Origin of the sequence: Pelagerythrobacter marinus (assembly GCF_034375205.1) — a bacterium.
GTDB classification, from domain to species: domain Bacteria; phylum Pseudomonadota; class Alphaproteobacteria; order Sphingomonadales; family Sphingomonadaceae; genus Pelagerythrobacter; species Pelagerythrobacter marinus.
This window is the reverse complement of record NZ_CP139719.1, coordinates 1,114,062-1,137,124: the sequence shown is the minus strand read 5'-3', so window position 1 is coordinate 1,137,124 and position 23,063 is coordinate 1,114,062. Positions and strand designations below refer to the sequence as shown.

Here is a 23,063-nt window from a genome sequence, read left to right as displayed (position 1 = left end):
GCGCCCGGGAGGCACGATGGATGCCCGAACGAGTTCGGCATGACGGGAATGGGGCTGGCTTCCGCGCCGGATGACTAGCGCGGCGCGGTGTCCTGCGGCGGATCGTCGCGCGGCGCGACGCCCGGTTCGAGCGCGAGCCCGTCGCGATCGAGCCTGACATCGACCGGGATTCCACCGACCTCGGTCGAAAGGGTCGCCCCGCCCCCGTCCACGCGCAGGCGCGAACCGTCCTCGCCCAGCGGGATGTCGCCGATCTGCGGCACGTCCTGCGGCTGGACAGGGCCGGCGGGATCGGGGCTCGGCGTCGGGCGCGGGCGGGCCGGGGCGCGCGTCTCGCCCAGCGCGCGGGCCATGAAGTCGCGCCAGATCCGCGCCGGCAGGCCGCCGCCGCTGATCCCGGCGAGCGGCGAGTTGTCGTCGTTGCCGATCCACACCCCGACCACCAGATCGCCGGCATAGCCGACGAACAGCGCGTCGCGGTTGTCCTGCGTCGTCCCCGTCTTGCCGAAGTTCGGCGCGCGCAGCATCGCCGCGCGCCCGGTGCCGCGGTTGATCGCGCTGCGCAGCAGGCGCTCGATCGCCTCGTGCCGCCCGTGCGAGAGGCTGTCGCGCCCGTTCCACAGCCAGTCGAACCAGCCCGGCTCCTCCTCCACGAACGCGTGGGGGCGCACGGGGAAGGAATTGCCCGCGATCCCGGCATAGGCGGCGGTCAGTTCCATCAGCGTCATGGTCGAGGTGCCCAGCGCCAGGCTGGGATCGCCCTCGGCCAGCGGCGAGGCAACGCCCAGCCGGCGGGCCGTGTCGATCACCGCCTCGCCCCCCACCTGTTCGAACAGCCGCACCGCGGCGACATTGCTCGACCGGGCGAAAGCCTGTTCCAGCGTCAGGCTCTGCGAATAGGCACCGCCGGCGTTGCGCGGGCGATAGCTGCCCGTTTCGATCATGCTGTTGTCGATCGCGTCCTCGGGCGACATCCCCGCCTCCAGCGCGGCGAGATAGACGAACAGCTTGAAGGTGGAGCCCGGCTGCCGCCGCGCCTGGGTCGCGCGGTTGAACGGCGACCTGGCGTAATCGCGCCCGCCGATCATCGCGACGACTTCGCCGTTGGGCCGCATCGCCACCAGCGCGACTTGCGCCGTACCCAGCGGGGCGCGGGCGATCACGTCGCGGGCAATGCCCTGCAGGCGCGAATCGAGCGTGGTCGCGATCGTCTGCTCCGAATAGCCGTTGCCCGTCAGCTTGCGCGCTTCGGGCAGAGCCCAGTCGGCGAAATAGGTCCCGGTCGGCAGCTCGTTGCGCCGGCGCACGTCGAGCCGCGGGGTCGGCAGGCGCCCGGCTTCGTCCCCCGTCAGGTATCCGGCATCGACCATTGCCGCGACGACCAGCCGCATCCGCCGCTCGGCCAAATCGAAATTGCGCGTCGGGGCGAGGCGCGACGGGGCCTGGAGCAACCCGGCCAGCATCGCGGCCTGTTCGGGCTTGAGGTTCTCCGGATGGCGGTAGAAGTAATGGAGCGAGGCCGCGCGCAGACCATAGGTATTGTCGCCGAAATAGGCGTTCGACAGGTACCGTTCGAGGATCTCGTCCTTGCTCAGCCAGGCTTCCAGCCAGAACGCGATCAGCGCCTCGCGCGCCTTGCGCGTCAGGCTCTGTTCGGGCGTCAGGAAGGTGAACTTGGCCAGTTGCTGGGTGATCGTGCTGCCGCCCTGGGTCGGCCCGCCGGTCAGGTTGGACCACAGCGCCCGGGCGATGCCGCGCGGATCGATCCCCCAGTGGCTGTAGAACCGCCGGTCCTCGATCGCCAGGAAGGGCTCGATCACGTGCGGCGGCAGGTCGGCCGCGCGCACCGGCTCGTCCACCACCGCGCCGTTGCGCGCGATCGGCGTGCCGTCCGATGCCAGCAGGGTCAGCTGCGGCGGGGCGATCGGTTCGAGCGAGCGCGACAGCGGCGCGGTCACCGCGAGCCAGCCGACCAGGAGGATGAAGGCGAACAGCCCCCCGGCCGCGATTCGCACCGTCCAGCGCCAGCGCCGTCGCCGGCGGTCGCGCTTCGGCTCGTCCTCGATATAGCGGTCGAGCTGTTCGAGCCGCTCGGCCCAGGGGTCGCCGGCCCGCGGCATCGCGCCGCCCCCGCGCCGCGCGGATTCCGGCTCGCCCGCCGGGTCAGACCAGCCACCGGCAGGGGCATCCTGCAACGCGTAGAATCCCGGTCCCTCAGGCTCGTCGCCATCGGTGCGCCGCCTGCGCGAAAGCCAGGAAAGGATGCGGGTCATCGACTTGCTGTGTTACACACTTAACACAGCCGGGCGCCGCTTCAACCCGTCACGCCGCCGAAACCACGCTCTCCGGCAGTTCCTCGCCGAAGACGCGCTGGTAATACTCGGCCACCAGCATCCGCTCCGCCTCGTCGCACTTGTTGAGGAAGCTGAGACGGAAGGCGAAGCCGATGTCATTGAAGATCGCGGCATTCTCGGCCCAGGTGATGACCGTGCGCGGGCTCATCACCGTGGAGATGTCGCCGTTGATGAAACCCTGACGGGTCAGGTCGGCGACCTTGATCATATCGGCGATCGTCTTCGGATCGCTGTCCGGGTTCTTGGCCGCGACGATCTCCTGCTCGGTCTCGGCCGGCAGGTAATTGAGCGCGACGACGATGTTCCAGCGGTCCATCTGCCCCTGGTTGATCGCCTGGGTGCCGTGATAGAGGCCGCTCGTGTCGCCCAGGCCGACCGTGTTGGCCGTGGCGAAGAGGCGGAAATTGGGATCGGGGCGGATCACCCGGTTCTGGTCGAGCAGGGTCAGCTTGCCCGCCTGTTCGAGCACGCGCTGGATCACGAACATCACATCGGGCCGGCCGGCGTCGTATTCGTCGAACACCAGCGCCACCGGGTGCTGCAGCGCCCAGGGCAGCAGGCCTTCGCGGAACTCGGTGACCTGCAGGCCGTCGCGCAGAACGATCGCGTCGCGCCCGACCAGGTCGATCCGGCTGATATGCGCGTCGAGGTTGATCCGGATGCAGGGCCAGTTCAGCCGCGCGGCGACCTGTTCGATATGGGTGGACTTGCCCGTGCCGTGATAGCCCTGGACCATCACGCGGCGATTGTGCGCGAACCCGGCGAGGATCGCCATCGTCGTCTGCGGTTCGAACACGTATGCATCGTCGCGGTCGGGCGTGCGTTCGTCGGGCTTCGAGAACGCGGGCACTTTCCAGTCGATGTCGATCCCGAATGTCTCGCGCACGTCGACTTCGGTGTCGGGTGCGGCGATTACGGTCTTGCTCGCGTGGTCGAAGCTCTTGTCGGTCATGTCGTTCATCTCGCGCGGGTGACTATACGCGCGGCCGCACCGCTGCAAGCGCCACGCGCGGCGCGCGGCGGAGATTTCATTGCCGCCGCGCCAGGCTATAGAGGCAGGCATGGCCGCCCCGCTCCCTTCCCAGCGCCTGCGCGCGGAACTCGTCCGGCGGGTGCGCGCGGTCTTCAACGAGGATGGCCAGCAGCCCGTCCCCCCTTCGGACGAGGCGCTGTTCGCGCGCGACACGCCGATCCGGCTGGTCCATGCCGACCTCGTCGGCATGATGGTCGGCGGGATTCGCGGCCTCCTGCTTCAGATGCTCCACCCCCACGCGCTCCAGGGCGTGCTCGACCATTCGGACTTCCGCCACGACATGCACGGGCGGCTGCGGCGCACCGCGCGCTTCATCGCGGTCACGACCTTCGGCCACCGCGACGATGCCCGCGCCGCGATCGCGCGGGTCAACCGGATCCACGAACGGGTCGGCGGCACGCTGCCCGACGGCACGCCCTATTCGGCGCGCGACCCGCGCACGCTGGCCTGGGTCCACGTGGCGGAAGCGACCAGCTTCCTCGCCGCCTACCTGCGCCACGTCGATCCGGCCCTGCCGCCGGCCGCGCGCGACGAGTACTATCGCCAGTTCGCCGTCGTCGCCCGCGCGCTGGGCGCGGACCCGGTGCCCGAAAGCGAGGCGGAAGCGCGGGCGATATTCACCGAGCTGCGCGGCGAGCTGCGCACCTCGCCCGAGGCGCGCGAGGTCGCGCAGTTCGTGCTGACCCAGCGCCCCGAGGCTGCCCCGGCCGCGCTCCAGGCGACGCTCGCGGCGGAGGCGGTCGCCCTCCTCCCGCCGTTCGCCCGCTCGATGCTGGGGCTCCAGCGGCCCGGCCTCGCCGCCCTTCCGGCGCGCGCGGCGACGTGGGGCATGGGCAAGGCGCTGCGCTGGGCCTTCCGCCAGGGGCCGCGCCACCAGGGGCGCTGACGGCACACGGCCGGCCCCGGCCGGTCAGGCCGGCGGTTGCTGCGCGCCGGCCCTTTCGCCCTCGCCGTCCGCTTCCAGCCGGCGCAGGACGCGCGGGCCGGGCCCCGCCTCGCCCGCGCGGTCTTCGGGATTGTAGAGCTTGCAATGCTTCAGGCTCAGGCACCCGCAGCCGATGCACCCGTCGAGGTTGTCGCGCATCGCCTCGAGCTGCGCGATCCGCCGGTCGAGCCGGTCGCGGATCGCCTCGCTGATCTTCCACCAGTCGAAGCTGGTCGGGGTCCGCCCGTCGGGCAGGCGGGCGAGCTGTTCGGCGATCTCCTCCAGCGTCAGGCCCAGCTTCTGCGCGATCAGGATGAAGCTCAGCCGCCGAATGTCGGAACGCAGGAAGCGGCGCTGGTTGCCGCCGGTGCGATGGGCGGTGACCAGCCCCTTGTCCTCGTAGAAACGGATCGCGGAGGGGGACAGGCCGGTGCGCCGGGCAAGGGCGCCGATGGGAAGGAGGTCGCTTGCGTGCATGATTCGCCGCTAGCGCATTTCGCGCTTGACCTCAACTTAAGTTGAAGTTGCATTGTCCGCCGCACCGATTCGCACGAAGCGCGGCAAGGGGCCGCTCGCGAGCCAAGGAGGTGCACAATGCCCAGGGGCCAGATCGAACACGCCAATCTCACCGTCACCGATATCGACCGCAGCGCCGCGCTGTTCGAAAGGCTCCTCGGCTGGCACGAGCGCTGGCGCGGGCCGGCGATGCTCGGCGGGGAAACGATCCACGTCGGCGACGAGACGACCTATCTCGCGCTCTACACCAATCCCGATGCCCGCGGCGGCTATGCCAAGGGCGTGCCGCTCAACCACGTCGGCCTGCTGGTGGACGATCTCGACGCGGCCGAGCGGATCGTGATCGAGGCCGGGCTGGAGCCCTTTTCCCACGCCGACTACGAACCGGGGCGCCGGTTCTACTTCCTCGACTGGGACGGGATCGAGTTCGAGGTGGTCAGTTACGGCTGATCGCCGTCAGGCATTGCCGACGACGAAGCAGGCGGCGGCGACCAGCGCGCCGGTCCACCGGTTCGAGCGGAAACGGTCGAGCGGGTTGGCCGGCTGCGCTGGATCGAGCGTCGCGACCTGCCAGGCGAGATGCGCCGCCGCCGGGGCCAGCGCCAGCAGCGCGACCCAGTCGCCGCGCAGCAGCCAGAAGGCGAGCGCCCACAGCGCCGCCGCCCCGCCGTAGAACAGCGCCACGCCGGGCCTGACCCGCGCGCCCAGCCGCAGCGCGGAAGACCGGATACCGACCAGCGCGTCGTCCTCCCGGTCCTGCAAGGCGTAGATCGTGTCGTAGCCGACGACCCACAGCGCGCAGCCGGCGTAGAGCGCGGCCAGGGCATCGAGGTGGTCGCCGCGCAGCGCGATCCAGCCGACCGGCGCGCCCCAGCTGAACACCAGCCCCAGCCAGGCCTGGGGCCACCAGGTGATCCGCTTCATGAACGGGTAGCCGGCGACCAGCGCCAGGCTCGCCAGCGCGACGGCCTGCGCCTGCCACCGCAGCTGGAGAAGGACGATCAGTCCCACCGCGCAAAGCGCCAGCAGCCAGGCCCAGGCCAGGCGTTTCGATATCCGTCCGCTGGCGACCGGGCGCACGGCGGTGCGCGCGACCTTCCGGTCCAGCTCGGCATCGACGATGTCGTTGTAGACGCAGCCCGCCGCGCGCATCGCCACGCTGCCCAGCAGGAGCCAGGCGAGCAGCATCCATTGCGCGCCCGCCCCCGCCAGCCAGACTCCGAAGGCGCAGGGCCAGAACAGCAACCACCAGCCGATCGGGCGATCGAACCGGCCGAGCTGCGCGAGGTCGCGCGGGACCTGCGGCAAGCGGGCAACGAGCCCGCGGTGTTCGGTGTCGGGGACGATATTGTCGCTCATGTCCGATGCCCTGGAGTGTTTTCCTTGAAACCGCACCGGCCCGCACCCGGCCACCCAACGGCAGGGTATTCCATGGGTGGCCGGGTAGGGGTGCGGGCCGGTGCCGCTTCAGCCTTGCCGAAAACGACCCTAGCCCCCTCGCGAGGCGGGCGAAAGCCGCGATCGCGCCTTGATCGCCGCCCTCGCTCGGCTAGAGCGTGCCCATGCCCGCGACACCCGCCTGGCCGCCCCGCTCGACCCCGCGCCTCTATATCGACGGCGAAATCGCGCCGGGATCGACCATCGCGCTCGACCCGGCCCAGGCGCGCTACCTGGTTGCCGTCATGCGCCGCGGCGAAGGCGACCCGGTGCGCCTGTTCGACGACCGCACCGGCGAATACCTCGCCCGCATTGCGCGTGCCGACGCGCGCAAGGGATCGGTCGTCGTCGAACAGCGCCTCGCCCCGCGCGAGGACGTGCCCGACCTGTGGCTCTGCGCCTCGCCGATCCAGCGCGACAACTTCGCCCTCGTCGCGGAGAAGGCCTGCGAACTGGGCGTGCGCCGGTTCGTGCCGGTCGCCATGCGCCGCTCGGTCGTGCGCAAGGTCAATCCCGAGCGGCTGCAGCGCCGAATGGTCGAGGCGGCCGAACAATGCGGGCGCACGGCCCTGCCCGAACTGGCCGAGACGCGCGATCTCGCCGCCCTTCTCGACGCCTGGCCGCAAGGGCGCACGCTGTTCTTCGCCGACGAGCTGGGCGGCGTTCCGGCCCCGCGCGCCTTTGCCGCGGCGCCCGGCCCGGCCGCGCTGCTGGTCGGCCCCGAAGGCGGCTTCGACGATGCCGAGCGCGAGGCGATCCGCGCCCTGCCCTCGGCGCGCCCGGTGGCACTCGGCCCGCGCATCCTGCGGGCCGAAACCGCCGCCATTGCCGCCACCGCGCTGTGGATGGCGACCTGCGGCGACTGGCACGCGGAAACGCAGGCGTAGAAGAATAATTTCCTTTCCACGAAAGGTCCGGTTTCCTAACTCCAGCCGAATGAGCACACGCGAGGCCGCCGCCGCCGAAGACCCGGTTATCGAGAGCCGCGACCAGCTGGTCGCGCCGATGCAGGCGGGTGAAAAACCCCGCGAGGCCTGGCGCATCGGGACCGAGCACGAGAAGCTCGTCTACAAGCACGGCGATTTCCACGCGCCCAGCTACGACGAGAGCTGCGGCATTCGCGACCTGCTGCTCAACCTGGAAAAATTCGGCTGGGAGCCGGTCGAGGAAGGCGGCAAGGTCATCGCCATGCGCGGGGCCGACGGCACCGTCAGCTTGGAACCGGCCGGCCAGCTCGAACTGTCGGGCGCACCGCTCGAAAACCTGCACGAAACCTGCAACGAGACCGGCCGCCACCTCGAACAGGTCAAGGCGATCGGCGAATGCTGCGGGGTCGGCTTCCTCGGCCTCGGCATGTGGCCCGACAAGGCGCGCGAGGACCTGCCGATCATGCCCAAGGGGCGGTACGACATCATGGTCCGGCACATGCCGCGGGTCGGCAATCTCGGCCTCGACATGATGCTGCGCACCTGCACGATCCAGGTGAACCTCGACTATGGCAGCGAGGCGGACATGGCGAAGAAGTTCCGCGTGGGCCTGGCGCTGCAGCCGCTCGCCACCGCGCTGTTCGCAAACTCGCCGTTTACCGAGGGCAAGCCCAACGGCTTCCTTTCCTATCGCAGCCACATCTGGTCGGACACCGACCCGCACCGCACCGGCATGTTGCCGTTCGTGTTCGAAGACGGCTTCGGCTACGAACGGTGGGTCGATTACATGCTCGACGTGCCGATGTACTTCGTCTTCCGCGACGGGAAATATATCGACGCCGCGGGGCAGAGCTTCCGCGATTTCCTCGACGGGAAGCTGCCCGCCCTGCCGGGGGAGAAACCGCGCGAGGGCGACTGGTGGGATCACCTTTCCACCGCATTCCCCGAAGTGCGGCTGAAAAGCTTCCTCGAAATGCGCGGGGCCGACGGCGGGCCGTGGAGCCGGATCTGCGCCCTGCCCGCATTCTGGGTCGGCCTGCTCTACGACCAGACCGCGCTCGATGCCGCGTGGGACCTGGTGAAGGACTGGACGATGGAAGAGCGCGAGGCGCTGCGAAACGCGGTGCCGAAGCTGGCGCTCGACGCGCCCGTTCCCGGCGGGGGCACGCTGCGCGAACTGGCGCGCGACGTGCTCGCCATCTCGCGCGCGGGCCTCGCCGCCCGCGCCCGGCTCAACACCGGCGGCGACAACGAGACCGGCTTCCTCGAAACGCTCGACGAGATCGTCGCCAGCGGCAAGGTCCCCGCGCAGCGCCTGCTCGATCTCTACCATGGCGAATGGGGCGGCGACGTGACCCGGGTTTACGAACAGAGTTTCTAGGGCCCATCGTCAATGCCCCCACCCGCGCGGGCGATCGACAATGGATCGGCATTGGCACATTCCCCTTGACATTTCTAACCGTTTTGGTTATGTGGTGAGCGCCAGTCCAGGCTGGCTACAGCGACGGGGGCAAAGCGTGTACGCGTCACGTCTGGCCGCTTCGTCCATACGGCCGGTGCCTCGGGGGGGCTAGTGACCGCTCGATAAAGCACCCCTGTGCCGGGATGCGAGGACTATCTAAGGCGCTTCCCTTGCCCGGCCCGCGGCGGACCTCAACGTCGCGAGCCTTTCAAGGGCCCGCTCCCGCGATAGCCTCTGGCGGACAGGGCAAGCGCGAGCCCTGGCCCTGTCCGCGCCTCGCACCCCTTCAAGGGCTGAGCGGGAGGTTGAAGGCAACCCCTCCCGCCACTCGCAAGGATGTTGCCAAGGCAACCTGTGACGCCCAGGTGGCAATCCTGTGATGCCCAGGTGGCAATCCTGTGATGCCCAGGCGGCACCGGTCGGTTCCGTCCGCTTGCCTTTCCTCCCGGCGTAACCGTCCGCACGCGCCAGCGGATGACCGGGCGTGGGCCGGTGCCGCGCTCCGCCATGCAACCCTCGCCGAGTTCCTGCGAAAGCAGGAACCCAGACACAGCCCCAGCGCCCGCCATCCTGGGCTCCTGCTTTCGCAGGAGCTCGCGTTGCGGGGAGAGGGGAACGGGGTGCCGCTCCCTGCCTGCCATGACGATGGCTCGACCCTCCCGAGTTCCTGCGAAAGCAGGAACCCAGACACAGCCCCCGCGCCCGCCGTCCTGGGCTCCTGCTTTTCGCAGGAGCTCGCGTTGCGGGGAAGATGGAACGGGGTGCCGCCCGCTTGCCTGCTGGGACGATGGCTCGACCCTCCCGAGTTCCTGCGAAAGCAGGAACCCAGACGCCGCCACAATGCCCGCCGTCCTGGGCTCCTGCTTTCGCAGGAGCTCACACGTTGCGAAGAGCGTGCCTTCCCGCCGCCCCCCGTCATGCTGAACGTGTTTCAGCATCCATCGTGCCGCCCGGCACCGCCGGTGCGGGAGGGGAAATGGACCCCGAAACAGCCTCAGGGTGACGGCGTTTCGGCCGTCCGCGCTTCCCCCTGCCCCCGCGCCAGCATCGGGCCGCGCGGGCGCAGGTAGCGGCGGAGCGCGGTGAGGGGGCGGGTGACCAGCCCGTGGCGTTCCATCCAGGCGTGGTATTCGCGGTACTTCGCGTCTTCGCCCAACAGGTGCGCTTCCTCCGTCTTCGCGCGCCAGAAATAGATCGCGCTGACGCAGGCGAGGAAGAAGGTGTTGCGGATCGCATCGACCGGCGAGCCGCTGGAAACGAGGAACGGCAGGGTCGCGCTCCACCAGAACAGGTTCTTCGACAGGTAGGCCGGGTGGCGGGTGAAGCGATAGGGGCCGTGGGTCAGCACGCCGCGATAGGTGAGGTTGGAAAAGCGCACCCCGAAGGCCACCGTCGCCCAGGCGTAGATCGCGGTCAGGAACACGAGCCAGCCGGCCCAAAGCCACATCAGCGCCGCGTTCCCGGCGAGCCAGTGCGCCCAGCCCGGCGTGTTCACCTCGTAAGCCAGCATCCCGTCGGCGCCCATGAAGGCATAGACCAGCGGCGGGTAGCAGATCAGCGCCGCGACCCAGCCCGACAGCAGCGGGTTGCCGCTGCGGATATGGGCATCGAGCGGGCGGAACGTGACGAGGTAACCGACCGTGCCGATCTGCACGTCGATCACGAACAGCAGTTCGATCAGCACGACGCTCGCCCGCACCGGGTCGGCCGCGAGTGCGGCCAGATCGGCCTCCACCACCGAGGCGAACCCGCCGGGCAGGATCGAGATCATGAAGGCGCCGAAGAACCCCTTGATGATCCAGGCGCGCCAGTGCTTCTTCACTTCTTCCGGGTCGAACGCCTCGCGCCCCAGCAGCATGGCGCCGAAATGCCAGGCGTGATCGCGCGGCTCGACCATTCGCCGGTCGAGCCAGAGGACATAGGGAACCGAGAGCACGAACAGCGGGATCGCGGCGACGGCGATCACTTCCATCGCGAACAGGTACGATCCCTGCCAGTACCAGCGCGCGACGCAGTAGAGGAAACCGATGATCGCCCAGGTCGCCCAGAGCGCGCCGATCTTGACCACCGAGACCGGCAGGACATCGGCCAGCGCGCGGCGGCGGCTCCAGTCGATGCCGGTGGTGGGATTGCGGTGGACCTTGTCCACCAGCAGCGACCAGGCCGCCATCGGCCCGGCGGAAAAGGCCAGCGCGGCGAGCGCGGCATAGGGCCCCGACAGCGGGGCGCGCGGCCCGGGCAGCGCGAAGGCCTGCGCGATATCCGGCCAGTTGCGGCAGATCGCGATCCAGGCGAGCAGGCCGAACAGCCCGGCCAGGCCCACGCCCGCCGAAACGTCGCTCGCCGGAAGGGCTTTCGCCGGGGGCTGGTGCGCGCTCATCTCGCCCCGCGCGATAGCGGCAAAGGGTTAAGGACGCGGTAAGGGTCGGCCGCGAAATGCGCGCCGCGCCCCCGGCCTGCGCTCAGCGATAGGCGTGGATCGTGCCCGAATCGTCGAGCAGGTAGAGCGTCTGCTGCGCCACGACCGGCGGCAGCGAGACCGGCTCGTCGAGGTCGGTGAACAGGCTGGCCGAACCTTCGCCGGTGCTGATCCGGTAGACCTGCCCCCGGCTGCTCGCGACCCACAGGCTGTTGCCCGCCAGGACCGGCCCGGTCCAGAAGATCGCGCCCTCGCGGTCTTCCTCGTCGCGGTAGCGCTGGAGCTGCGTCATCCACCGCACCCGGCCCGATGCCCGCGCGATCGCCAGCATCCGCGCATCGTCGGTCAGCGCGAAGATCCATTCGCCGGCCACCGCGGGGGTGGAGATCCCGGCCACGTTCAGTTCCCAGATCCGCTGCCCGGTGACCAGCTCGTAGGCCGCCATGCGGCCGCCCTGGCCGAGCGCATAGACCTTGCCCGAATCGATGATCGGGTCCGCGTCGATATCGGTCAGCGATCCGACCTCGGTCGAGATCGAGGTCCGCGCCAGCGCATCGGACCAGACGACCAGCCCGTTCTCGTAACGATAGGCGACCAGTTCGCCCGAGCTGTAGCCGGCGATCACCGTGCCTTGCCCCGCGGCCGGCGCCGCGACGCCGAAGACCCCGGCCTGCGCCTGCGAGCCCGATTCGTTCCACCGGGTCGCGCCGGTCGCGGTGTCGAGCGCGTGGATCTGGTTGTCCTGCGTCATGACATAGACCGAATTGAACGCGATCGTCGGCGATCCGCGCAGCGGCCCGGCGGGCTGGACCTTCCAGATCTCCGTGCCGCTCTGCGCGTCGAGCGCGGCGACTTCGCCCGCGCCGTTGGTCGCATAGACCCGGCCATTGTCGTAGGCCGCGCCCCCGCCGAAGGCGGAGCTGCGCACGTTGCCCGGCACTTCCATCCGGTGGCTCCAGCGCCGCGCGCCGCTCTGCGCGTCGAAGGCGTGGACCACGCCCTCGGTATCGACCGCGAAGACCATGCCGCCGCCGACCACCGGGGCCGCGGCGAGCAGCCGCCGCTCGGTCCCGCCGGCGATCTGCGCCGTCCAGGCCGGGGCCGGCGTGTCGGAAAGCGCCAGGTGGCCATAGGACTTGTCCGCCGTGCCGCCCGCCTGGGGCCAGGCCTCATTGGCCCGCGCCGGGGGCAGGACGACCGAGATCCCGGCCAGCGCCGGATCGACTTTCGCCCCGCTCTCGATCCGCGAGAGGACCGGCTTGCGCTCGCCCAGCGTGGGCGTCGTCTTGGTGTCGCCGCCGCCGCCGAACACGCCGCAGGCGCCGAGCGTGGCGGCCAGCGCCGTCGCCGCGATGGCGCGCGTGAAATGGGAAATGCTGTTCGCTGTCATCGCCTCGAATCCTGACCTGTTACTGCGCCGGGCCCGCGCCGCCCTGGGGCGCGCGCATGTCCTCGAGCACGGCATCGACATCCTCAATCGCGTCGACGCCCAGCGCGCCCGCCATCTGCCGCGCGCGCGAGCGCAGGCCGTCGGGTTGCGTCTCGTCCTTCGCGATCGCCGCCAGCAGCGTGCCCGCCTCGCGGTCCTTGCCCTGCTCTAGGTAGGCCATTGCGAGCAGTTCGCCCGCGCTGGCGAAGAACGGCTTGCCCGGCACGGCGAGCGGCTGGAGCCGTTCGACCGCCTCGGCCGGTTCGATCGTGTCGAATGTCGCCGCCACCTGCCGCACCGTCGCCATGTCGCGCAGCAATTGCGGCGCATCGGCATTGGCGGCAATCTCGCCATAGAGCGCGGCGGCATCCTCGGCCCGCCCCTGCTCCATCGCGACACCCGCTTCGACCAGCGCGGCCTGGATCGCCGCGCCGCCGCCTTCGCCCTCCAGCGGGGCGAGCGCTTCGACCGCGCCGTCGAGATTGCCGGCCTGCAACTGGTCGAGCGCGCCGACCAGCGTTTCGGAGCGCTGTTCCATCGCCGCTTCCTGCCGGCTGTCCCAATAGAGGTAGCCGGCGAAGGCGGCGAGGCCGAGCACCACCGCCGCGACCAGCGGCTTGCCGTACCGGCGCGCGAAATCCGAATACTGGTCCTGCCGCACGGCATCGTCGACTTCGCGCATCAGCACGTCTTCTTCGGCGGCGCGGCGGCGTTCGGGGCTTTGCTTGGAGGGGAGGTTCAGGGCCAAGTTGCGGCTCTTTCAAGTTTCCGTGACGTTCGGCGGGCGTGTTTAGCGGATGGGCGCATCAATTCAACTTGGAAACCGGCCTGTCCCCCGCCGCGTGAACCGCAGGTGAAGCCGGCGCGGGCCGGTCAGCCGATCCCCTTGCCGCCGAGCGCCGAGGAATAGAGCCGGCGATAGGCCGCGATCATCGGCTTTTCGTCGAACGCCTCGCGCGCCTTGGCCCGGTTCGCTTCCCCCACTTCGCTGCGCAGCGCGGGATCGGCCGCGAGCTGCGCCAGCGCCCCGGAAAGCGCCGCCTCGTCGCCGGCGGGCGCGATCAGCGGCACGTTCGCCTCCGCGACCATCGCCGCGACATCGCCCACCGCCGGCGCGGCGACCGGCAGGCCGGCGGCCATCGCCTCGACCACCGAGATCGGGAACTGCTCGCTGTCCGAAGACAGCGCGAAGACATCGAACAGGCCGACGTAGCGCGCCGGGTCGGGCGCGAAGCCGGGCAGGTGGACCCTGTGGCCGATGTCCCACCGGTCCGCCTCGGCCCGGATCGCGTCGCGTTCCGGCCCCTCGCCGACGATGACCAGGTGCCAGTCTTGCGGAAGGGCGCGGAAGGCGCGCACCAGCCGGGGCAGGTTCTTGACCGGGCGCAGGCCGGCGAGCGTGCCGACCCAGCGTTCGCCCTTGCGCTTCACCACCCCGCGCAGCGCGTCGGGCCTGGGGCGCCTGGCGAAAGCGCGGGTGTCGATCCCGTTGGGAATGTGCCTGACCCGCCCGATCGGCTGTTCCCACACCTCCAGCGCGATCCGTTCGAGCGTCTCGGACGGCACGACCAGCCCGTTCGAACGGCCGAGCGCGATCTTGCGGAACCAGTTGCGAAGCGGTTTCAGCCGCTCGCGCTCGTCCTCGTTGAAGCCATCCTCGTGGTGGATCAGCGGGGGAAGCGCGAAGACGTCGCGGAACGCCGTGCGCGCGAGAACCGCGTTCATCGCGCCCCAGTTGTAGGTCAGGACGAGGTCGTAGCCCTGCATCGCCCGCGCCAGCCGCTGGAGGCGGCCCGGGGTGGGCTTGCCCTGGAGCGTGGGAAACTCGCGCGGGTAGCGCACGGGAACGTGGCGCGCGATGTGCTGCGCGGCCTCCATCCGCCCCGGCTCGCCCGATACTATGGCGTGTTCGGCCTTCGCCCCGAAGGCATTGATCAGCCGCACGGTGCGCAGTTCCTTGCCCCCGGCGGAAAAGGTCGAATGCAGGTGCAGGATGCGCGGCCTGTCGCCGCCCTTGCGCGCGCTCATGCCGCGCGGGCCAGCAGCCGGTCGATCGCGGCCAGCGCCTCCGGCTCGTCGAGCAGCGGGGCATGGCCGACGCCGGGCACGGTGACCAGTTCGGCATCGCCGTGGCGCGCGACCATCGCCTGCGCCGTGGCCTCGGAAAACAGGTCGGACAGCGCGCCGCGCACGACCAGCAGCGGCGCGGTGCGCAGCGCCTCGAACGCGGGCCAGAGATCGGGCGGCGCCCCGCCCTCCCCGCCCTGGAACGGTTCGGCGATGCCCATGTCGTAATCGAACGCGATCCGCCCGTTGGGCTGGACCGCCATGCCCCGCTTGGCCATCGCGATCCAGTCTTCGGTGGCGAAGCCGGGATGGGCCGCGCCGTGGACGTCCTCCAGCGCGCGGGCGGCATGCATCCAGGTCGGGAAATTGCGCGGCTGGCCCACGTATTCGCCGATCCGGGCGAGGCCGCCGGCCTCCACCTCGGGCCCGATGTCGTTCAGCACCGCGCCGGCGATCCGCCCCGGCCCGGCCGCGGCCAGCAGCATCGTCATCAGCCCGCCCAGCGACGTGCCGACCGCGACGAAGCGCCCGATCCCCTCCTGCGCCAGCAGCGCCTCGACGTCGGCGACGTAAGTGGCCGGGGTATAAGTCGCGGTATCGCGCGCATATTCGCTTTCGCCGCGGCCGCGCATCTCGGGCACGATCACGCGGCGCCCGCCGGCCAGGTGCTGCGCCAGGGCGGCGAAATCGCGCGCATTGCGGGTCAGCCCGTGCATGCACAGCACCGGCGCCCGGTCGGCCGGGCCGGCATAATCGCGGAAATGCAGCTTCAGGCCGTCCGGGCTCTCCCAGAAGCGGTCGGTAAATCCAGTGCCCATCGGTTTTCGGGAGTTTCCTGTGTCCAAATCCTCGCATCGCCGGGCAGCCGCATTGCCAGCCCTGCCCGCGCACCCCACTATCGCCGCATGAGCCAGGAACCGCAAGCGTCGCCCTATCGCCCCGATCCCGCGATCGCCCCGCTGGCCGGCTGGCTGGGCGACGCGGTGGAGCCGGCGCGGTTCCCGCAGGCCACCGTGCGTTTCCGCAACCGCCGGTGGGATCGCGCGATCGGGCTCGACGATCTCGACGAGGCGGGCTGGATCGCCCGCTTCGCGCGCTTCGATCCGCTGCCCGGCAACCTGCCCCGCCCGCTGGCCCTGCGATACCACGGGCACCAGTTCCGGGTGTACAACCCCGAGATCGGCGACGGGCGCGGGTTCCTCTTCGCGCAAGTGCGCGACGGCGCGGGCAGGCTGCTGGACCTGGGGACGAAGGGTTCGGGGCAGACGCCCTACAGCCGCACCGCCGACGGGCGGCTGACGCTGAAGGGCGCGGTGCGCGAGATCCTGGCGACCGAGATGCTCGAAGCGCTCGGCGTCTATACCTCCAAGACGCTGTCGGTGATCGAGACGGGGGAGGAGCTGGTCCGCCACGACGAGCCTTCCCCGGCGCGCTCGGCGGTCATGGTCCGGCTCAGCCACGGCCATGTCCGCATCGGCACGTTCCAGCGGCTGCTCGTGCTGGAGGAAGCGGGGCAGATGGCGCAGCTGGTCGATTACTGCCTCGCGCAGTTTCCCGGCCCGCCCCCGCCCGAAGAGGCGCCCGGGCGCGGGGAACCCGCGGTGATCCTGATGCACCAGGCGGTCGAGCGGATGGCCGATCTCGCCGCCGCGTGGATGGTCGCCGGTTTCGTCCACGGCGTGCTCAACACCGACAATATCAACATCACCGGGGAAAGCTTCGACTATGGCCCCTGGCGCTGGCTGCCGGCGTGGGACCCGGGGTTCACCGCGGCCTATTTCGACCAGGGCGGCCTCTATGCCTTCGGCCGCCAGCCCGAGGCGGTGAACTGGAACCTGGGGCAGCTGGCGGTCGCGCTGCGCCTGCTGGCAGAGGCCCCGCCGCTGATCGCCGCGCTCGACCGGTTCGGGCCGCTGTACATGGCGGCGGTGGGCCGGCGCTGGTGCTGGCGGCTGGGGGTGGAGCCGCGCGGGCCGGAGCGCGACGGACCGCTGGTCGCGGCGAGCGAGCAGGCCATGCGCGAAAGCGGCGAGCCGCCCGATCGTTTCTTCCACCGCCACCGCGGCGGGCGCGCGGCCGAAGGCGACCTGGCGCGCGCACTCGAAGGCTATCGCCCCGTCGCCGGCACGCATCCCTACTGGGACGAGGACGCGCCGCAGGCGATGCCGATCGAGGAAGTCGAATCGATCTGGTCGGCGATCGAGCGCGACGACGACTGGGGCCCGCTCGAAGCCAAGGTGGAGGCGGTCCGCCGGATGGGCGCCGCCCACGGCCGCGCGCCGCGGCCGCAGGGCCATCGCCTGCCCGAAGGCGAGGCGGGCTGGCAGAAGATCGGCCTGTGACTACATCGGCCTGTGACTACATCACCGTTTGCGACTAGAGGGCGGTTTGTGACAACACGCCGCTTGTGGCATGGGCCGGCTGGCCGAAATTTCAGGGAATTAGGCTCTGGTGAGCAGTGAAATCGTTTCGTTCGAGCCCGCGACGGGCAAGGAATTGTGGCGCAGCGCGCCGGGCGACGTCGATGCGACGCTGGACCGCGCCCGCCGCGCCTGGCCGGCCTGGGCGGCGCAGCCGCTGGCGACCCGGATCGAGCTGTGCCGGCGCTTCGCCAACGAAGTGCGCAAGAAGGCGGACGAATTCGCCGAACTGATCGCGCGCGAAACCGGCAAGCCGCTGTGGGAAGCGCACACCGAAGTCGAAACGGTGATCAAGAAAGTCGATATCTCGGTCACCGCCTATGCCGAGCGGACCGGACAGAAGAGGCTCGACAGCGCGCTGCAGGGCAAGGCCGCGGTGCGGCACAAGCCGCACGGAGTCATGGCCGTGCTCGGCCCGTACAACTTCCCCGCGCACCTGCCCAACGGCCACATCGTGCCGGCGCTGATCGCGGGCAACGTCGTCGTCTTCAAGCCGAGCGAGAAGACCCCGGCCGTGGGCGAATTCCTGGTCGAATGCTTCCACCGCGCGGGGATTTCGGCCGCGGTCGTGCAATTGCTGGTCGGCGGGCCGGACGAAGGCAAGGCGCTGGTCGCCCACCGCGGGGTGGACGGGGTGCTGTTCACCGGTTCGGCCCAGGCCGGCATCGCGATCAACCGCAAGCTGGCGACCAGCCCGGGCAAGATCGTCGCGCTGGAAATGGGCGGCAACAACCCGATCGTGGCGATGGATACGCCCAAGATCTCCGACGCGGCGACGCTGGTGATCCAGTCGGCCTTCACCTCGGCCGGCCAGCGGTGCACCGCCGCGCGCCGGCTGATCGTGAAAGACAGCATGTACGACGACCTGGTGGCCGAGGTGAAGGCCCTGGCCGGGCGCATCCTGGTGGACGAACCCTTTGCCGATCCCGCGCCGTTCATGGGGCCGGTGATCGACAACCAGGCCGCCGACCAGCTGATGGAAAGCTTCCTCTACCTGCTGTCGAACGGCGGCAAGGCGATCCGCCACATGACGCGGCCGAACGACGACCTGCCCTTCCTCTCCCCGGCGATCATCGACACGACCGCGATGGCCGAACGGCCCGACGTGGAACTGTTCGGCCCCCTGCTGCAGGTGATCCGCGTGGCCGACCTCGACGAAGGGATCGCGGAAGCGAACAATACCCGCTTCGGCCTCTCCGCTTCGCTGATCGGCGGCACGCCGCAGGATTACAACCGGTTCTGGGCCAATATCCGCGCGGGGATCGTCAACTGGAACCGCCCGACCAACGGCGCATCCTCCGCCGCGCCGTTCGGCGGGGTCGGCCTGTCGGGCAACCATCGGCCGGCGGCCTACTACGCGGCCGATTACTGCGCCTATCCGGTCGCGAGCACCGAGATGGACCAGCCGCGCGCCAGCGTCGGCGTGGGGTTCAAGGACGCGTGAGCGGTCGCGACGGGGTCAGCGTGGCTGGCCCCAGGTGACCAGATCGACTTCGCTCGTCCCGTCCGGCGCCTTCCGGGCATAGACCGCGAACGCCGCCCCGCCCTGCGTTCCGCGCAGAACCTGTTCCTCGCCCATTACCGTGCGGGACGAACTGTAGCCCGCCCCCAGCGCCCGCATGTGGTAGAACGCCAGCACTTCCTCCAGCGGCACGGGCGTGCGGAACACCGCGGCCCGGAGTGCGCAGCCGGGCGACGCATTGCCCATCGCATCCTGCGCGGCGGAGCGAGGGTAGAGGGGAAAAGTCTGCGGCATTCGCGCGGCCCAGATAAAGCCGCCCTGCGCCCGCCCCGCGCATTCGGCTCCGACCCCCGACAGGATGGCCCGCTCGGCCAGCGAGAAGCGCGCGGCGAGCGGGGCCGCCTCCCCCTCGCCCGAAGGCGGCGGCAGGTCGATCATGGCATCGCGCCCGCCGACCAGCGCCAGCGCCTCCTCGCGCGCGGCCTCGATCGCGCGCAGTGTGCGGTTCTCGAGCGGCAGGGCGTTGTCGACGTTCACCGTCAGCGCGGCGTTGCCCTCGTTCTGGCGCGAGAGGTCGGGATCGACCAGGATCGGATCGTTGATCGCTGCCAGCACCGCCGGATCGACCGCGCGCTCCGCCACGGGCGGATCGCTTTCGCCGCACCCCGCCAGCGCCAGCAGCGCCGCGCACGAGATCCCCCGCCGGATCGACCTGGCCCGCATCCTCGCCATGCCCCGCCCATAGCCGCCAATGTGCGAGAATATGGTTAATCGAAAAACGGGCTGGTGCACGGCTTATGTTCCCTGTATGTTCTCACACCATGGAGCAACGCCGCGAACCCCCGGTGCATGGCAGGGGCGCCCAGTCGGGCGAGGTCCCGACGCGGTTCGGCCTGGCCACGCGTGAAACCGACGGCGACTGGCGCGACCACGTCGAATCGCTCGACGGTCCGCCGGTCAGGCTGCGGACCACGGTGACCGAGGAAAACCCGAAGACGATCCTCAGCTTCAACCGCTCGCCCGACATTGCCTTCGACCGATCGATCAACGCCTATCGCGGGTGCGAGCATGGCTGCGTCTATTGCTTCGCGCGGCCGACCCATGCCTACCACGACCTGTCGCCGGGGCTGGATTTCGAAACCCGCCTGTTCGCCAAGCCCGCGGCGGCCGAGCTGCTGCGTGCCACGCTGGCCAAGCGCGCCTATCGCCCGCGCCCGATCGCGATGGGCACCAACACCGATCCCTACCAGCCGATAGAGCGGCGATACCGGATCACGCGGCAGGTGCTGGAGGTGTGCCTCGACGCGCGCCACCCGGTGACGATCACGACCAAGTCCGACCGGGTGCTCGACGATCTCGACCTGCTGACACAGCTGGCGCGGCACAGGCTGACGGCGGTGGCGATCTCGGTGACGACGCTCGACCCCAGGCTGTCAGGCAAGCTCGAACCGCGCGCAGCCGCACCGGCCAAGCGGCTCGCCGCGCTGGGCAGGCTGGTCGACGCCGGGGTGCCTGCGCACTGTTCGATCGCGCCGGTCATCCCCGCGATCACCGACGCGTTCATGGAGGAGATCGTCCAGCGCGCCGCCGCGCTGGGCGTGCGTTCGGCCGGATGGATTCCGCTGCGCCTGCCGCACGAGGTCGCCCCGCTGTTCCGCGAATGGCTCTCGGTCCATTTTCCCGAGCGCGGCGGCAAGGTCATGTCCATCGTCCGCTCGATCCGCGCCAAAGACGGACAGGGGCGCGACAACGATCCCGATTTCTTCACCCGCATGAAACCGCGCGGCGTCTGGGCCGACCTGTTCCGCGCCCGCTTCCGCCTCGCCTGCACGCGCGCCGGGATCGGCAAGACGCGCTTCGAACTCGACTGCTCGCAATTCCGCCGGCCCGAGGTGAGCGGACAGATGCGGTTGTTCGAGGACTAGGCCGGCGGCCGGCCCGCCGATTGCCAGGCGGTCCGGCTCAATCTGTCACGGCCTGGGACAACTCGTCGTCTGATACGTGCATTCCCCCGGCGGCACCGGGACCTCGTATCCGTCCGGCGGCCCCCTTTCGCCGTCATCTTCCTGCTCGCCGTAAAGTCGGTAGCATTCCTGGTAGCAGAAACCGTAGGAATTGCCCCAGCTCTGGCATGCGCTCAGGCACTGGTGGTACGCTTCCTCATCCATCTCCGCCGACGCGGATGCACTCAGCATCAGGGCGACCCCCGCACCCAGCACTGACAACAACCTGTTCCTCATCGCTATCTCCCGTATCGGTTCCGAGCACCAGCCTTTCGGTGGTGGTGCCCGCCGATCGTACCAGAGGGCGGCGAGCCTGGAACCGCAGGCCCGCGGGTTTCTGATCCGGAATGGGAGCTTTTCGATCAGCCCCGCGCACATCCGCTCGGCACGCAAACGCTCTTTCGTTTTTAAGGAGGTGCAGAGTACCGACGTTCGTCGAAATGTCTCCGCTACCGCCCACCAGTGCGGACGGAACGCCGGCGGCGCCCGTACCCCGTCAGAACCCCTCGCCGCCCTCGCGCGGCTTGAAGCGGACGAGGCGGCTGTCGGCCAGGGCGGCGGTGCGGTTGACGACGGCCTGCTGGTAATCGGCGTCCTTGATCATTTCGAAGAAGGCCGCGCTGTTCGGATACTGCGCGACGAAACCGTCGTGCCAGCGGCGGTCTTCGGGTCCGGTGACCATCGCCTGGAACGCGCCGCGCCAGACGATCGTGCCGCCCACCCGGCGGAAGATCGGCCCGCTGGTCTTGCCGTATTCCTCGTAAGCGCGGCGCCCGCTCCAGCCCTTGTCCGCGTGTTCGTGGCCCTCCGGGTACTCGGCCCGGTCGCGATAGAGCAGGAGGTTGAGCATGTGGATCGGCTCGTCGCGCGGCAGGGCCTTGAAGGCGTCGAAATTCGCGCGGCTCGGGTCGATGTAGGCGGTCATTCGGCGGCCTCCAGCGTATAGTCGGCGAAGCGGGCGCGCAGGTCCTTCTTGCTGATCTTGCCGGTCGCGGTGTGGGGGATGTCGTCGACGAACTCGACCGCGTCGGGCAGCCACCACTTGGCCACCAGCGGCTCGAGATGGGCGATCACCTCTTCCGCCGTGCATTCGCAGCCTTCCTTGGCGACCACGAACAGCACCGGGCGCTCGTCCCACTTGGGGTGCGGCATTCCGATCGCCGCCGCCTCGGCCACCTTGGGATGGCCGCAGGCCGCGTTCTCCAGCTCGACCGAGCTGATCCATTCGCCGCCCGACTTGATCACGTCCTTGGTCCGGTCGGTCAGTTGCAGCGTCCCGTCGGGATGGAGGATGCCGACGTCGCCGGTGTTGAACCACCCATCCTCGGTCACCGCGTCCTCTTCAGCCTTGAAATAACGCTTGATGATCCACGGCCCCCGGATCTGGAGCGCGCCCGCGCTCTTGCCGTCGCGCGGCAGTTCCTTCGTCCAGTCGTCGAGATCGACCGTGCGCAGTTCCACCCCGAAGACCGGGCGGCCCTGGCGCGTGACGATGTCCACCTGCTCCTCGAACGAGAGGCTGTCCCAGTCGGGGGTCGGCGCGCCGACGGTGCCGATGGGGGAGGTTTCGGTCATGCCCCAGGCATGGGCGACGCGGCTGCCGTTCTTCATCAGCCGCTCGATCATGAAGCGCGGCGCGGCCGAACCGCCGATAATCGCCTGCTGCAATTTGGGCAGCGGGGTTCCGGTGCTGTCGCAATACTGGAACATCGCCAGCCAGACGGTCGGCACCCCGGCCGAATGGGTCACCCCCTCGCGTTCCATCAGGTTGCACAGCACGGCCGGGTCGTTGACCGCGGCATAGACGAACTTGACCCCGGTGATCGCCCCGGCCCAGGGCAGGCCCCAGCTCGCGGCGTGGAACATCGGCACGACCGGCAGCATGACGCTGCGCGCATCGAAGTCGAAGGCATTGGGCTGGATGCCCGCCATGGCGTGGATCATGGTCGAGCGGTGTTCGTAGAGCACGCCCTTGGGATTGCCCGTCGTGCCGCTGGTGTAGCAGAGCATGCACGGATCGCGTTCGTCGACCGCGACCCAGGCGGTGTCGCCGTCGTGCGCGCCGATCCAGTCCTCGAAGCCCAACGCCCCGGAATCTGGCCCCCCGGAATCTGCCCCCCCGAACCCTTCGGGCGGGTCGTAGCAGATGTAGTGTTCGATCGTCGTCCACTTGTCGCGCATCTTGTCGACGATCGGCTGGAAGGCCGCATCGTAGAGCAGAACGCGGTCTTCCGCGTGGTTGGCGATATATTCGAGCTGGTCCTCGAACAGGCGCGGGTTGATCGTGTGCAGCACGCCCCCGGCCCCGGCCACGCCGTACCAGCTGACGAGGTGGCGCGAATGGTTCATCGCCAGGGTCGCCACGCGGTCGCCCTTGGCGATCCCCAGCGCGCGCAGGGCCTGCGTCATGCGTAGCGCGTCGTGGCGAATGCTGGCCCAGGTGGCGCGGGTTTCCGTCCCGTCGGCCCAGTAGGTGACATGTTCGCGCGACCCGTGTTCGCGCGCGGCATGGTCGATCAGGTGGGTGACCACCAGGTCCCAGTCCTGCATCGCTCCGAGCATCATCGTCCTCTCCCCATTCGATTTCGCTTTGCCACTTTCATGCCCATG

At 69.9% G+C, this 23,063-nt stretch carries 20 protein-coding genes; 7 read left to right on the top strand and 13 right to left on the bottom strand.

Annotated elements, in window-relative coordinates:
- Positions 1-74: 74 nt before the first annotated feature.
- Positions 75-2,273, bottom strand: a complete 2,199-nt coding sequence (locus T8T98_RS05405) for a transglycosylase domain-containing protein (protein ID WP_251105841.1) — start codon at positions 2,271-2,273, stop codon at positions 75-77.
- A 49-nt stretch (positions 2,274-2,322) separates the two neighbouring features.
- The gene (gene cobS, locus T8T98_RS05400; RefSeq protein ID WP_251105842.1) at positions 2,323-3,315 is read right to left on the bottom strand and encodes a cobaltochelatase subunit CobS; all 993 of its coding nucleotides are present in this window, start codon (positions 3,313-3,315) and stop codon (positions 2,323-2,325) included.
- Between the two features lie 100 nt (positions 3,316-3,415).
- Here cobS and T8T98_RS05395 point away from each other — a divergent pair, with 100 nt between their 5' ends.
- Positions 3,416-4,273 (top strand): oxygenase MpaB family protein, encoded by an 858-nt coding sequence (locus tag T8T98_RS05395; RefSeq protein WP_251105843.1) that lies wholly within the window; start codon positions 3,416-3,418, stop codon positions 4,271-4,273.
- Between the two features lie 24 nt (positions 4,274-4,297).
- On the opposite strand, the gene soxR is transcribed toward T8T98_RS05395, so the two are convergent.
- Positions 4,298-4,789 carry a redox-sensitive transcriptional activator SoxR gene (gene soxR / locus T8T98_RS05390; RefSeq protein WP_160732636.1) on the bottom strand — a complete coding sequence of 164 codons (492 nt, stop codon included), beginning with the start codon at positions 4,787-4,789 and terminating at the stop codon, positions 4,298-4,300.
- A gap of 117 nt (positions 4,790-4,906) precedes the next feature.
- Between soxR and T8T98_RS05385 the strand changes: the two genes are divergently transcribed.
- Positions 4,907-5,278, top strand: a complete 372-nt coding sequence (locus T8T98_RS05385) for a VOC family protein (protein WP_251105844.1) — start codon at positions 4,907-4,909, stop codon at positions 5,276-5,278.
- 6 nt (positions 5,279-5,284) lie between these two features.
- Here the strand turns inward: T8T98_RS05385 and ubiA are convergent, their stop codons facing one another.
- On the bottom strand, positions 5,285-6,187 hold the full coding sequence (gene ubiA, locus T8T98_RS05380; RefSeq protein WP_251105845.1) for a 4-hydroxybenzoate octaprenyltransferase: 903 nt from the start codon (positions 6,185-6,187) through the stop codon (positions 5,285-5,287).
- Positions 6,188-6,390: 203 nt separating this feature from the next.
- Here ubiA and T8T98_RS05375 point away from each other — a divergent pair, with 203 nt between their 5' ends.
- Positions 6,391-7,152, top strand: a complete 762-nt coding sequence (locus T8T98_RS05375; protein WP_251105846.1) for a 16S rRNA (uracil(1498)-N(3))-methyltransferase — start codon at positions 6,391-6,393, stop codon at positions 7,150-7,152.
- A gap of 49 nt (positions 7,153-7,201) precedes the next feature.
- Positions 7,202-8,572, top strand: coding sequence for a glutamate--cysteine ligase (locus T8T98_RS05370; protein ID WP_251105847.1), 1,371 nt, complete (start codon positions 7,202-7,204; stop codon positions 8,570-8,572).
- Between the two features lie 1,075 nt (positions 8,573-9,647).
- Here T8T98_RS05370 and T8T98_RS05365 read toward each other — a convergent pair.
- The 5 genes from T8T98_RS05365 to T8T98_RS05345 all read right to left on the bottom strand — a co-directional run bounded on the left by T8T98_RS05365 (position 9,648) and on the right by T8T98_RS05345 (position 15,386).
- Positions 9,648-11,033, bottom strand: a complete 1,386-nt coding sequence (locus tag T8T98_RS05365; protein WP_251105848.1) for a methyltransferase family protein — start codon at positions 11,031-11,033, stop codon at positions 9,648-9,650.
- 82 nt (positions 11,034-11,115) lie between these two features.
- Positions 11,116-12,462 carry an outer membrane protein assembly factor BamB family protein gene (locus T8T98_RS05360; protein WP_251105849.1) on the bottom strand — a complete coding sequence of 449 codons (1,347 nt, stop codon included), beginning with the start codon at positions 12,460-12,462 and terminating at the stop codon, positions 11,116-11,118.
- 19 nt (positions 12,463-12,481) lie between these two features.
- Positions 12,482-13,249: a tetratricopeptide repeat protein gene (locus tag T8T98_RS05355; protein WP_160732565.1), complete on the bottom strand. Its 768-nt coding sequence runs from the start codon at positions 13,247-13,249 to the stop codon at positions 12,482-12,484.
- A 125-nt stretch (positions 13,250-13,374) separates the two neighbouring features.
- Positions 13,375-14,529 carry a glycosyltransferase family 4 protein gene (locus tag T8T98_RS05350; RefSeq protein WP_251105850.1) on the bottom strand — a complete coding sequence of 385 codons (1,155 nt, stop codon included), beginning with the start codon at positions 14,527-14,529 and terminating at the stop codon, positions 13,375-13,377.
- Positions 14,526-15,386, bottom strand: coding sequence for an alpha/beta fold hydrolase (locus T8T98_RS05345; RefSeq protein ID WP_160732563.1), 861 nt, complete (start codon positions 15,384-15,386; stop codon positions 14,526-14,528). Before T8T98_RS05345 ends, T8T98_RS05350 begins: the two co-directional genes overlap by 4 nt.
- A gap of 87 nt (positions 15,387-15,473) precedes the next feature.
- Between T8T98_RS05345 and T8T98_RS05340 the strand changes: the two genes are divergently transcribed.
- Positions 15,474-16,910 (top strand): protein adenylyltransferase SelO family protein, encoded by a 1,437-nt coding sequence (locus tag T8T98_RS05340; RefSeq protein WP_251105851.1) that lies wholly within the window; start codon positions 15,474-15,476, stop codon positions 16,908-16,910.
- A 106-nt stretch (positions 16,911-17,016) separates the two neighbouring features.
- Complete coding sequence (gene astD / locus T8T98_RS05335; RefSeq protein ID WP_407675115.1) at positions 17,017-18,432, top strand: succinylglutamate-semialdehyde dehydrogenase; 1,416 nt, start codon at positions 17,017-17,019, stop codon at positions 18,430-18,432.
- Between the two features lie 15 nt (positions 18,433-18,447).
- Here the strand turns inward: astD and T8T98_RS05330 are convergent, their stop codons facing one another.
- On the bottom strand, positions 18,448-19,182 hold the full coding sequence (locus tag T8T98_RS05330) for a hypothetical protein (protein ID WP_251105853.1): 735 nt from the start codon (positions 19,180-19,182) through the stop codon (positions 18,448-18,450).
- An 89-nt stretch (positions 19,183-19,271) separates the two neighbouring features.
- Here T8T98_RS05330 and T8T98_RS05325 point away from each other — a divergent pair, with 89 nt between their 5' ends.
- Complete coding sequence (locus T8T98_RS05325) at positions 19,272-20,375, top strand: PA0069 family radical SAM protein (protein WP_251105854.1); 1,104 nt, start codon at positions 19,272-19,274, stop codon at positions 20,373-20,375.
- 45 nt (positions 20,376-20,420) lie between these two features.
- Here the strand turns inward: T8T98_RS05325 and T8T98_RS05320 are convergent, their stop codons facing one another.
- The 3 genes from T8T98_RS05320 to T8T98_RS05310 form a co-directional block, all read right to left on the bottom strand.
- Positions 20,421-20,645: a hypothetical protein gene (locus T8T98_RS05320; protein WP_251105855.1), complete on the bottom strand. Its 225-nt coding sequence runs from the start codon at positions 20,643-20,645 to the stop codon at positions 20,421-20,423.
- Between the two features lie 304 nt (positions 20,646-20,949).
- Entirely contained in the window at positions 20,950-21,378 is a 429-nt protein-coding gene (locus T8T98_RS05315; protein ID WP_251105856.1) for a DUF1330 domain-containing protein, read from the bottom strand.
- Positions 21,375-23,015 (bottom strand): long-chain fatty acid--CoA ligase, encoded by a 1,641-nt coding sequence (locus tag T8T98_RS05310; protein WP_251105985.1) that lies wholly within the window; start codon positions 23,013-23,015, stop codon positions 21,375-21,377. The genes T8T98_RS05315 and T8T98_RS05310 overlap by 4 nt, the downstream gene beginning before the upstream one ends.
- Positions 23,016-23,063 lie beyond the last annotated feature (48 nt).